The sequence below is a fragment of the Eubacterium sp. An11 genome, from assembly GCF_002161065.1.
GTDB lineage: Bacteria > Bacillota > Clostridia > Lachnospirales > Lachnospiraceae > Anaerobutyricum > Anaerobutyricum faecale.
Genome location: NZ_NFLV01000025.1, coordinates 38,885 through 49,960, shown reverse-complemented (window position 1 = coordinate 49,960; position 11,076 = coordinate 38,885). Strand labels below are relative to the sequence as shown.

General features: G+C 43.4%; 12 protein-coding genes. 10 read left to right on the top strand and 2 right to left on the bottom strand.

The features are described 5' to 3' along the window. Positions 1-591: 591 nt before the first annotated feature. From B5E53_RS18925 to B5E53_RS14730, 10 genes are all read left to right on the top strand, one after another. Entirely contained in the window at positions 592-1,038 is a 447-nt protein-coding gene (locus B5E53_RS18925) for a hypothetical protein (protein WP_140401511.1), read from the top strand. A gap of 16 nt (positions 1,039-1,054) precedes the next feature. Next, the gene (locus B5E53_RS14765) at positions 1,055-1,396 is read left to right on the top strand and encodes a hypothetical protein (protein ID WP_087316393.1); all 342 of its coding nucleotides are present in this window, start codon (positions 1,055-1,057) and stop codon (positions 1,394-1,396) included. 113 nt (positions 1,397-1,509) lie between these two features. Beyond that, on the top strand, positions 1,510-1,752 hold the full coding sequence (locus B5E53_RS14760) for a hypothetical protein (RefSeq protein WP_087316391.1): 243 nt from the start codon (positions 1,510-1,512) through the stop codon (positions 1,750-1,752). A 163-nt stretch (positions 1,753-1,915) separates the two neighbouring features. After that, the gene (locus B5E53_RS14755) at positions 1,916-2,200 is read left to right on the top strand and encodes a transposase (RefSeq protein ID WP_207752756.1); all 285 of its coding nucleotides are present in this window, start codon (positions 1,916-1,918) and stop codon (positions 2,198-2,200) included. A gap of 77 nt (positions 2,201-2,277) precedes the next feature. Further along, positions 2,278-2,514, top strand: coding sequence for an IS3 family transposase (locus B5E53_RS19825; RefSeq protein ID WP_242963753.1), 237 nt, complete (start codon positions 2,278-2,280; stop codon positions 2,512-2,514). After that, a complete protein-coding gene (locus B5E53_RS14750; RefSeq protein ID WP_242963751.1) occupies positions 2,515-3,111 on the top strand; it encodes an IS3 family transposase in 597 nt (198 codons plus the stop codon). It begins immediately after the preceding gene. A gap of 465 nt (positions 3,112-3,576) precedes the next feature. Next, positions 3,577-4,206, top strand: coding sequence for a hypothetical protein (locus B5E53_RS14745; protein ID WP_087316388.1), 630 nt, complete (start codon positions 3,577-3,579; stop codon positions 4,204-4,206). A 107-nt stretch (positions 4,207-4,313) separates the two neighbouring features. Beyond that, positions 4,314-5,153 carry a hypothetical protein gene (locus B5E53_RS14740; protein ID WP_087316386.1) on the top strand — a complete coding sequence of 280 codons (840 nt, stop codon included), beginning with the start codon at positions 4,314-4,316 and terminating at the stop codon, positions 5,151-5,153. A 157-nt stretch (positions 5,154-5,310) separates the two neighbouring features. Beyond that, on the top strand, positions 5,311-5,847 hold the full coding sequence (gene lepB / locus B5E53_RS14735; protein ID WP_242963750.1) for a signal peptidase I: 537 nt from the start codon (positions 5,311-5,313) through the stop codon (positions 5,845-5,847). A 182-nt stretch (positions 5,848-6,029) separates the two neighbouring features. Next, a complete protein-coding gene (locus tag B5E53_RS14730) occupies positions 6,030-6,605 on the top strand; it encodes a hypothetical protein (RefSeq protein ID WP_087316381.1) in 576 nt (191 codons plus the stop codon). A 112-nt stretch (positions 6,606-6,717) separates the two neighbouring features. Here the strand turns inward: B5E53_RS14730 and B5E53_RS14725 are convergent, their stop codons facing one another. Continuing rightward, positions 6,718-9,183 carry a glycoside hydrolase family 3 protein gene (locus B5E53_RS14725; RefSeq protein WP_087316379.1) on the bottom strand — a complete coding sequence of 822 codons (2,466 nt, stop codon included), beginning with the start codon at positions 9,181-9,183 and terminating at the stop codon, positions 6,718-6,720. 871 nt (positions 9,184-10,054) lie between these two features. Then, on the bottom strand, positions 10,055-11,008 hold the full coding sequence (locus B5E53_RS14720; RefSeq protein WP_191531608.1) for a PfkB family carbohydrate kinase: 954 nt from the start codon (positions 11,006-11,008) through the stop codon (positions 10,055-10,057). Between the last annotated feature and the right edge of the window lie 68 nt (positions 11,009-11,076).

The following is an 11,076-nucleotide window of genomic DNA, read 5'->3' as shown; positions in this document are numbered from 1 at the left end:
TACTCCTGCAATGGCGTCTGCAGGTTTTTGATATATTGTCTCTCCTTTTTTCCATAGATAGGAAATAGCTTTTTTACTGATTTTAAATATTTTTGGGTAATATCTTTCACACTGCTTCCCCTTTCGCGAATTTTTTCATTTACAGCCAATTTGGATATATTTCCCTGAACACATACGTCTCCGCTTTTTCATTCAGGGAAAATACACTTAAAGTTCCAAATACATTGTATTCTTTTATCTATTATAACAAATCAGAATCTATTTTCAATACATTTGATTCAAATATGTATTGACTTTTTTATTATTTTAATGTAATGTAATTATATTAAAAAATTGTTTACTACTTTTTATCGCTACCAGTAATGAGCGGGAGAGATGCCTATGATTGAAAGGAATTTATGACACATTCAAAATTATATGATTACTTAATTGGAGGAGGTATATTTATGAGAAAAATTTTTACAAGTATAATGATGGTAACACTTTTAACCTTAAGTCCAATGTTAGGAATGTGTTGAATTACATGAAACGGAAACTACTTATACTATTTCTGATGAACTACTTAAAGAAAATAAAAGTGCTCTGTTTGATTTGATATCACTTAATGTCAATGCAGCTGGAAGTGAAGAATCGAAAAAAAAGAAAGAAAGTGATAAAACAGGGACTGTCAAATGTGTTTCTACAATAACCTATACAATTACCAAAAATGGCAATAAAGAATATATAAAAATGATTAAAGCTTCGGGAAAACTAAAATCTCTCACCGGGTCATCAGGTTCATCCCAAGGAAGTGGTATTTCTATTACATCCAATAAGGTAACTGTTGGTGTATATGGCGTAACATCTGCTGGAAAAACAATCGAAAAAAAGCACAATATCACTTGTGCAAATAAACCCTGCACATGGTCATATTCTCCTTCCTGGAGCGCTGTAGCTTATAGCTCCGGTACATTTATCTATAAAATGGGAACTGTTCAAACAGTTAAACTCAAAAGGGGGAATTCCAACTGGGTTTTGGAAATGACAAATCATGTCTGAAAAGGAGGGATACGCTATGGCAAAATTCCAGCATTATATAACAGCATTACTACTTATTGTTATTGCTTCTATCTACCCATTGTGTTATAGATTTGCCGAGCATTATGCAGTCACTACTTTTTCACCGAAACTTCTTATCTTTGTAAGTTGTGCATTTCCGATTATTATAGCATTATTAAACGTTTTTCTGATACGCGGAGAAAACAAAATGATAATCGTAAATATTCTTTTAGCAATCATAAGTTTGTTAATTGGCTACTATTTATATGTATATTGTCCATATACTTATGGAATTTTCCCTGTATATAATATTTTTACTGCATCAACTTTATTATTTTCACTAAAGAAAGCTTCATAACAATATTCACAAGGTTCTCAATGCTGTATTATAACTTAAAGTTATGAAGAATATATTTTTTCTTTACATTTGGACAGCTTCAATGCGATTCTTTCTTTCAGCAACGTTCCTTTTTGAGACAGCTTGGCACATTTGCATGGACTGATCAGAAAGGCAAAACCAGGAGGTGTTACCATGAAAGAAAACCAAATAAACCAACCAATACTGGAAATGTTATTGAATCTTCGGCTTTTTCCAGCGGTATTGCTACTGTAGAGAACCTTACAAAAGAAGAAGCGTTCGATGACTGGCGGGTAAAGATCAGCTATCCTTATGCCGACAGTACTTCCTGGCATCTTCATCATGAAGTGACTTAAGCTTCTTACATGGCAGGCAAAAGATGTCGGTTGATACTATACACTTTCATCGTTTAACAATATGAATGGTGCTAGAATACAAATAGTGCAAGTCAAAATGAGAAAATTCCAAATAGACAATACGTGATACAATAGAAGTATCGTACGGAAGGAGGATCTCATTATGGCAAAGCAACATGACAAACAGTTTAAACTGGATGCAGTCCAGTATTATTTCGATCACAAGGAGCTTGGTGTTCGTGGTTGTGCCCAAAATCTCGGTGTGGGTTACAGCACTCTGACAAAATGGCTGAAGGATTTCCGGGAGTCTGGAGATATCCCTGTGCGTGGCTCTGGCAATTACGCCTCTGACGAGCAAAAGGAGATTGCACGTCTGAAACGCGAACTCCGTGATGCCCAGGACGCACTTGATGTACTAAAAAAAGCTATCAGCATTCTGGGAAAATAACAGAAGCCATTTATCTCGAGGTTTCTGAAAAGACGGAAGCTGCCAGAAAACAGAATCGCCGGGTCTCCGTCTCCGGAATGCTGAAATATTTAGGCGTTTCACGGTCTGGATATCGTTCGTGGCTAAACCGTACCCCTTCTGATACAGAAAAACGCAGGGAATACATAAAAGCCAAAATACAGGATATTTATGATGAATCAAAGCAAAACTACGGAGCTCCAAAAATCACCAGAAAACTACGTCAGAAGGGAGAGACCATCTCAGAACGTACCGTTGGAAAATATATGAAGGAAATGGGGATTAAAGCCCAATGAGTGAAACCATGGACGATCACTACCATAGATTCCGATTTCAGTAACGAACTTCAAAATATCCTGGATGAACAGTTTACTCCTGAACGCCCAAATGCGGTATGGTGCAGTGATATCACGTATATCTGGACGACCGATGGATTTGTCTATCTGACAAGCATTATGGATCTATTTTCCCGTAAGATTATTGCCTGGACACTCAGCCAGACTTTAGAGGTATCCTGTGTGATTGATAGCATCAATAAAGCGAAAGCCAGACGGAATACAGAGCTGCCGTTAATTATCCACAGTGACAGAGGAAGTCAGTATGTATCCCAGGCTTATCGAGAAGCTACTGCAAAAATGCAGCGCAGCTACTCGAAAAAGGCTTTCCCCTGGGATAATGCATGTATCGAATCGTTTCATGCACTTATCAAACGGGAATGGCTGAACCGGTTTAAAATACGTGATTATCAGCAGGCATATCGTCTGATCTTCGAGTATATTGAAGCCTTTTATAATACCAAACGGATTCATAGTCATTGCGATTATATGTCGCCAAATGACTTTGAAAAACTATATGAGCAGACACAGACAAACGAACTGCTCTTAGTAAGTTAAGATGAGGATAAATTTCTCATTTTAACTTGCGCTAAATCTTGACATAGGACCAGCAGCCAGAAGAGGGCAAACAGTACATCTGGTTTTTAGAAAGCTATGAAGACAATGGAGTGCTCCATTACAATCCAGTCAACGTATATGAGGGAGTCTACGAGATAGTCAACGATATGGCAGAACGCTATACATCTGAACAAACGGAAGGTGGCATCACAAGAAGTTCTCAAATTTCCGATGACAAAATGTCTCTTTCAGAAATGGAGAATAAAATCGATAACTGACGAAGCCCCTTGTAATATCAGAATCTGATATACACACTTTTTTAAAAAGAAATCCCACTAAAAATCAGAAAACATGTGGTTTTTCCTTCTGAATTGGTACTTATAGAATAGATGGCCATCTATTATACACTTGTTTATGTAGTCACCAATCAATCATATCTATTGTATTTGCAAAGGAGGTTTTTTCATGAAAACTAAAAAAATCACATCGTTTCTTTTTACATTTGCTATGACGACCCTGCTGCTGCTTTTCACCACCGTGCCGACACAGGCCGCGAAGGAAAAGACACAGACGCCGGAACAGGCCTATACACAGTTTCTGTCTAAGAAAATCGGACAGAACAAGTATTTCCAGATTGTAAATATCGGACACAAAAATGCCCCTGTTCTGATTATCGGAAAAGGGCAAAAAGAAGTCGTAAACGGAAAAACCTGTTTCAGGGACTGCAAGGTATATGCATTTTCTGACGGACAGATAAAAAAGATGAAAGCCTTCAGAGATTATGGCGGACGGCTCATCAGTCTGAAAGAAAAGAACGGAAAATACTATCTTTGTAACGGCGGTTCCGATTTCTCTTCTCTTTATACCATAAAGAAAGGGAAAGTGATCACCCACGAATATTTCAACTGTCACAGCGCCAAAGGCGCAGACTGCACAGACCGGTCTGTCTTTAAAAAAGAGGGAAAGATAATCAAAAATTTTGGTTATTTAAAGGCTTCAAAATATGAAAAACGAAGAGATTCTTATAAGACAATGGAATCGGCTGTTCCTTTTGTAAAAAATACGGACAGCAACAGACAGCTCATCACAAAATAGTGTTTTTCCTTGTCATCCTTTCTTCTTAATGATATTATGTATTATAAGAAGTTAGTACTTATAGCGTGTTGCAGCCACAAATTTTCATGAATGGGGGAGGTGTTGTCATGAAAAACAGACAAGCAAACCATGTATCTTTTTATATTTTGGTTGTTCTGACGCTGCTGGTTTCGGCAATATATATCGTCATTGCCTTGAAGCAGAACGGCGGAAAAGCCTGGGTGCCCATTTTTTCTGCAGAGAATGGAGGGATTTCCGCAGAAAACGAAGAGGCTTACATGCAGAATATCCGGGAGCACCGGGACCGCTACTCTCTCACCAGCGTTCCCTGGAATCAGAAGCTTTCATTCACCGTGCATATTGCGTCGGATTCTCCGGATATTGGAAAAGTATTGTACGAAGATGACTATGGCGTTATCTCTGTGGGCGATATCATGCTGAATAATTACCAATGGTGGATATATTTTGATTTTACCGGCAAAAAAGAAGGCGATACATTTTCTCTCTTATCTCTGGATGTGGACGACCGCTATCCGACCGGACAGGAGGAAGAACCGATGAGTGCAGAAAACGGCACCGATGTATCCGTATCAGAAGAGACTTCCGGTACAGAAAATACATCCGCCAACAAATCGGCTCCTGTTAAAACATCCGGAACCGCAGAGGTACAGGATTTATCCAAACAAGAGAAGTCCGATGACTGGCGAGTAAAAATCAGCTATCCTTATCAGGATGTAACAGCCTGGCATAAACCACACTGGAATTCTCAGGATCAGCTTCCAAATGGAGAACGAATCGGATACATCGTTTTTTACAGCACTGATGAACAGGTAGCCGCTGAAACTTCCGGAGAGATGGATGTCACCTTTACCATGAAGGGGCTGAAACGCCTGATCTGGCAGTCCCAAACTTCCGAAAATACGAGAAATCCTTCTGCATCTGATTAACAGCAGGTTTATTACATTTTGATTATAATCTGAAGATTCTGATTTGCAAACTGTGATTTACAGATTATAATATATAAATGTAATTTGCCGACTATACTTTATAAAATGTAATTTGTGGCACACGCTTTAGAAACTATGGGTGATGAGAGGAAACATTATGAACAAAATACTTGCAGTTATCAAAGAAATCCTGCCCTATCTTCTGCTGTTCGCTGCCATTTTCCTGGTGCTCCAGTTTGTGGGGCAGCGGACAGTAGTCAACGGCCAATCCATGGAGAATACCCTTCATAATAAGGAAAATCTCCTGCTGGACAAAATATCCTACCGGTTCTCTGAACCGGAACGTTTTGACATTATCGTCTTCCCCGGCGTAGAAGAAGACGGCGAGTCTCCGTACTATATCAAAAGAATCATTGGTATGCCGGGCGAGACCGTGCAGATCAAAGACGGCGCCGTGTACATCAATGGAGAAAAGCTGGACTCTGACATATACGCCAAAGACGGCTATACGGAAGAGGCCGGCATCGCCGCCGAACCGGTCACCGTCGGCCCGGATGAGTACTTCTGTCTGGGCGATAACCGACAAAACAGCCGAGACAGCCGGTTTGATGTGGGTATGGTAAAAAGAAGTGATATCGTTGGGAAGGTTGAATACCGATTCTGGCCACCAGAGAACTTTGGGAAGCTGGAGTGAGATCAAAAGGCGGAGCAAAATACTCCGCCTTAATCATTCTTTATAGAAAGTCTATATAAAAATTGCCTTTGTCCACATTTTCTTTCGGTCCGGTATATGATAAAATAATGACAATTTTAAGATCATTTACGGGTATTTTGTCATGGAATACGATGCACCCATGGCAAGGAAAGGAGAAAAATATGAAAAAGAAACGATATGTCATTCCTTTGTCGGCAGCGCTTTTCCTGGGCATACTGCTGCCTGCCGGCGCGGATGCCGCTGCACCAGCTTCGTCTGCCGTAATGGCCGATAAGGCAAGAAGCTGTTATTCCGCTTTTTTAAACCGGAAGCTCATTGCCGCCTCTTACAACCGCTACGGCTATGACATGGCGGATATCAACGGAGACCAGGTGCCGGAATTTCTCTTCACACAGATGATCGGAGGGAAATCTTATCTTTATACCTACAATGCTTCCGCCAATAAGGTGAAAAAATTGAAGGTCGCTGCCCTGGGAAAGTCCGCTCCGCTCATGTATTATTCCACCCGGAAACATCAGGTCTGTTTTGTACAGGCAGACACCGGCGGATATTCCTATACGGTGTGGCAGTATAAGGGAAAGAAACTGAAAAAGAAATATAAGATCAAATATTTCAATGGAAAGTTTAAGAAGAGGGGATATACCTATAACGGAAAGTCCATTTCCCTGAAGAAAGGGCAGAAAAAGATTCGGAAGATCACGACTTCCTTCCAGGGACTGCGTTATACCAATCAATAAATCACAAAGTATACGAAAATAGCCGCAGAATATCATTTGTCCGGACAAAAACATATCAGTCAGTGGATATGTTCTTGTCCCATTGGAAAATGTATTCTGCGGCAAATTCTTCCTAATCTATTGCCAGGATCACACGGAGAAGGCGACGCACGCTGGTCTCCATTTCTTCTCTGGTGAGAACGCCTTCCTGATATGCCTGCATCAGTCTGTCGGCGAAACCACGGCCCATTTTGATGTCATTTCCGGCTTTTACTTCCTTATAATGCTCGCCATGGGTGTACCAGTCTGTGGTCACCAGGCCTTCGAACCCCCATTCATCCCGGAGGATGTTGGTCAGCAGTTCCTTGTTTTCGGAAGCACGCACGCCGTTGATCAGATTGTAGGAGGACATGACCATATATGGTTTTGCCTCTTTGACAACAATTTCAAATCCTTTCAGATAAATTTCCCTGAGGGCACGTTCTGACACTCTGGAATCGCTTTCCTTACGATTGGTCTCTTTATTGTTGCAGGCAAAATGTTTCAGTTCTGCCCCGATATGCATGGACTGAATTCCTTTCACCAGAGCCGCTCCGGTTTTTCCCGATACCACCGGGTCTTCGGAACAATATTCAAAGTTTCGGCCGCAGAGCGGACTTCTGTGGATATTGATGGCCGGCGTCAGCCAGACGCCGAGGTTATTCTCCTTGACTTCCTCAGCTCCGGCGCGTCCCACCGCTTCCACCAGCTCTGTATTCCAGGTGCAGGCAAGAAGAGTCGCACATGGCCATGCAGTGGTGCTAACCCCTCTCTCCGGCCGGATACGGAGACCTGCCGGACCGTCGGCAGTCAGCACATTCGGAATCCCGCATTCTGCCAGATTACCTACGCCGAAGGTATCAGACACACCCATATTCGGCTGTCCGCCCAGAAGTGCCGCCAGCTCTTCCACTTCCAGATGACTGATAAATGCATCCAGAGTTATTTTTCCATCTGCCACATCCTGAAGGGTCATCCTGTCTCTCTGCTCTCCCCTGGCTGCAAAATCTTCCGGTGCATACGGATATGGCTGCGCGCCTTCCAGAGCATCGTAATTCTGCGGCGCCAGTTTCAGTGCAGCCTGCTCTTTTAATTCTCTTTCCCGCCTTTTCGCTGAGGAATCATCCAAAGCTTCCTCGTCCACAGGCAATTCTTCATAACTTCCGTCAGCCAGCAGACGTTTCGGCAAGGCAGACGGCGCACACTGGCTGGTGAGCTGCTCCGTGACGATATCCTTATCCAGGCAATACATTTCTTCCAGTTTATGAACATTTTCCACGGATGTTCCCACATAAAAAGCATAGTCCCCCGCTTCCAGAACCCAGGCTGATTTCTTTATTTTGCCCAGATCATCAAAAGACGCCATGGATGCGTACGGAATCAGGAAATGTACACACTGGGATTCGCCCGGCTGTAAGAGCCGTGTTTTTTTGTAATCCGCCAGCTCCCGGAATGGTTTACCTAATTTTCCCTGAGGAGCGCTGTAATACACCTGCACCACTTCTTTTCCGGCACAATCTCCCACATTCGTTACCTGAACCGTCAGTTTTGCGCCTGTACTGGTGTAACTGATCTGGCTGTCTTCCAGCGCGAATTCCGTATAAGACAGACCAAATCCAAATGGATAGTTGACCTTCTTTCTGGCCCCTTCCATGGTCTCAAAGTAGCGATAGCCCACATAAATATCCTCTGTATAATCCACATAATCCGGCGAGTCATGGAAATGTTCCGTGGATGGGTAATCCTCCAGAGAGGACGCAAAAGTATCTGTCAGTTTTCCGGACGGATTCACATCGCCGCACAGAATATCCGCTGTAGCGGCACCGCCTTCCATGCCGGCCTGCCAGGACAGCAGCACACTGTCTATGCGCTCATCTTTTTTGAACCATGTACTATCCACAACGCCTCCCACATTGAGAACCACGGCCACCTTGTCAAAACTGCCGGCAACTTTCTCGATCAGAGCTTTCTCACCCTTTGTGAGATAAAAATCTCCATCCTCAAAAATGCGGTTTCTAAGTTCCACAAAATGTTTCTCTGTATCAGGGATAAACGAAGTTCCCTCATCGGAAGCAATTTGTCTGTCCCAGCTCTCTCCGGAAAAACGGCAGATGGAGACCACTGCTGTATCCGCAAAACTTTTTGCCATCTGCAGCAGCTCATCCGGAAGCTCCGGCTCCACGGTCATACCTGGCACAGCGCCTTCCTCATACTGTTTCTCCACATTTTTACTGTAAAACCCATAAAGTTCCGGCATGAGAGTCACTTTTCCCTCGTTTTCTTTCTCCTTCATGCCATCCCACAGATTCTTCACATAATCCACAGTGACGTCACCGCTCCCGCCGCCGCCTTTTACGTAATCAATACTGCCCTTTCCAAAAAGAGCCACTCTCTCCCCACGGGCCAGCGGCAAAACATTATTGTCATTTTTCAGCAATACCATGCCCTCGCCGGCAGCCCGCCTCGATAAAGCAATATGCTCCCGTCCTGCCGTTACCCTGTCCCTGCCAGGATACAAAGGCTGATTCGGCTGATACTTGATTCTTCTCCATTTATCCATATTTTTCCCTTTCTTTACATGCAAATAAACACTCACTTATCATTTCAGTTTCATCTTATCACAATGCCGCAGGTGCTTCCAGAAAAATCTCCGTTTTTCGGGCTGGCAAATTAGGATTTGTCGCTTTGAACCTATAGGTTTTGAAATGATCCTGGCGAAGAAGAACAGACAGAATTTGCGGCTTTATATGTATCATAGAAAAACGCAGTCAGGGAAGTCTCCTCCTCCACTTCGGCAGGCTGGTAACCGGATTTCTTTTTGGTAATTACCATCGACGCCTGCGTTCACAGTCGTCGTCGATCTTCCCTGATCCGTTTTTCTATCATGATCACATATGCCGCAAATCCCTTTCTCCTGCATCACCCGGATTATAGCAAAAATACCTGATTCAAACCGACAGCAAAGCTACCTGTGTGGCCTGCTCTGCAGGTCCATGTCAGACAGACACGACCATAAATTTTGGTATCCGCTGATTCGTTTGTAGCCATAGCCTGCTGTTTTGCCAACGTAGCACAGGATTTTTGTAAAGGTGGCACAGAAATTTTCCCAATATACAGATGCCATTCGGAGTGCATACAGTTTCCGACCGCGAGCTGTGAGGGAGGACTGTCTAAGACCTGCTGATCAGAAAACAGCAGCAGTCCGAGTGAAGGTCGAGTCGGGAGGAACTGTATGAAAACGAATGGCATCGTCTGATATATGAGAAATCTGTTATCACCTTTACAAATCTCAGCCGATTACACAAAAGCCCGGAACCGCCGGGATATTTTCCCACCGGATCCGGGCTTTATCACATTTTCATAGATCTGCCGCTCCAGTATTCCCAATATTCAGAGCGCAGACATAACTCTCTTATGTCTTTGTTGCCGCTTTACAGCATTGCCTGTACTTCTTCTTTTGTCGGCATTACACGGAGAGCGCCTTTTCTTGTAGTAACGATGGACGCTGCCGCATTGGCAAAGGTGAGCATATCTTTTAACTCTTCTTCGCTGTATTCTTTCCAGCCGTGCTCCAGCACATAGTGAAGAATGCAGGCACCGAAAGTATCACCGGCTCCTGTGGTCTCGATGGTATTTTTCTGAATGAAAGCAGGCACTTCCACGCGGCAGTTTTTCGTGTAAGCACGGCTGCCTGTCTTACCCAGGGAGAGCAGAATCAACGGAATGTTGTACTTCTCCTGTACCATGGCGATACCCTCGTCATAATCTTCTTTACCAGTGAGCCACTGGATTTCATTATCGGAGATTTTCAAAATCTGGCAGTGTTCCAGGCCATAGGAAATCTGTTCTTTTGCCAGGTCCATGGATTTCCATAACGGCTCCCGGAGGTTCGGGTCGTAGGACATGAGGATGCCCGCCTCTTCAGCAATAGCAATAGCTTTTCTGGTGGCCTTGCGGCATACCTCATCAGTCATGGACAGAGAACCGAAATGGAAAATCGTACTGTTTTTAATCTGTTCTGCATCCACATCGTCCTCAGAGAGCATCATATCCGCACCCGGGTTCCGATAAAAAGAGAATTCACGGTCGCCGTCCGGAGCTGTATGTACGAAAGCGAGAGTGGTATGTACTTCGTCATCACGCATGAGACCGTCCGTTCCGATCCCTACTTCCTTTAAAGCTGCTTCCAGCTGATCACCAAACATATCTTTTCCAATTTTGCCGATGAAGTTGGTCTTATGGCCGAGACGGTTCAGCATGGAAAGTACATTACAAGGCGCTCCGCCCGGATTTGCCTCCAGCACCGGATTGCCCTGTGCACTGGTTCCGTTTTCCGTGAAATCAATTAACAGTTCTCCCAAGGCAGTTACATCATATTTGCTCATAATTATCTTCTCCTTTTTACACGTTATAACCTCTCATGGCATACCCCTCATGCCATGAGAGCATATCT

Coding starts and splice junctions, on each gene's coding strand:
- B5E53_RS14765 (WP_087316393.1), top strand. CDS start 1,055: ATGGCAAAATTCCAGCATTATATAACAGCATTACTACTTATTGTTATT.
- B5E53_RS14755 (WP_207752756.1), top strand. CDS start 1,916: ATGGCAAAGCAACATGACAAACAGTTTAAACTGGATGCAGTCCAGTAT.
- B5E53_RS19825 (WP_242963753.1), top strand. CDS start 2,278: ATGCTGAAATATTTAGGCGTTTCACGGTCTGGATATCGTTCGTGGCTA.
- B5E53_RS14745 (WP_087316388.1), top strand. CDS start 3,577: ATGAAAACTAAAAAAATCACATCGTTTCTTTTTACATTTGCTATGACG.
- B5E53_RS14740 (WP_087316386.1), top strand. CDS start 4,314: ATGAAAAACAGACAAGCAAACCATGTATCTTTTTATATTTTGGTTGTT.
- lepB (WP_242963750.1), top strand. CDS start 5,311: ATGAACAAAATACTTGCAGTTATCAAAGAAATCCTGCCCTATCTTCTG.
- B5E53_RS14730 (WP_087316381.1), top strand. CDS start 6,030: ATGAAAAAGAAACGATATGTCATTCCTTTGTCGGCAGCGCTTTTCCTG.
- B5E53_RS14725 (WP_087316379.1), bottom strand. CDS start 9,183: ATGGATAAATGGAGAAGAATCAAGTATCAGCCGAATCAGCCTTTGTAT.
- B5E53_RS14720 (WP_191531608.1), bottom strand. CDS start 11,008: ATGAGCAAATATGATGTAACTGCCTTGGGAGAACTGTTAATTGATTTC.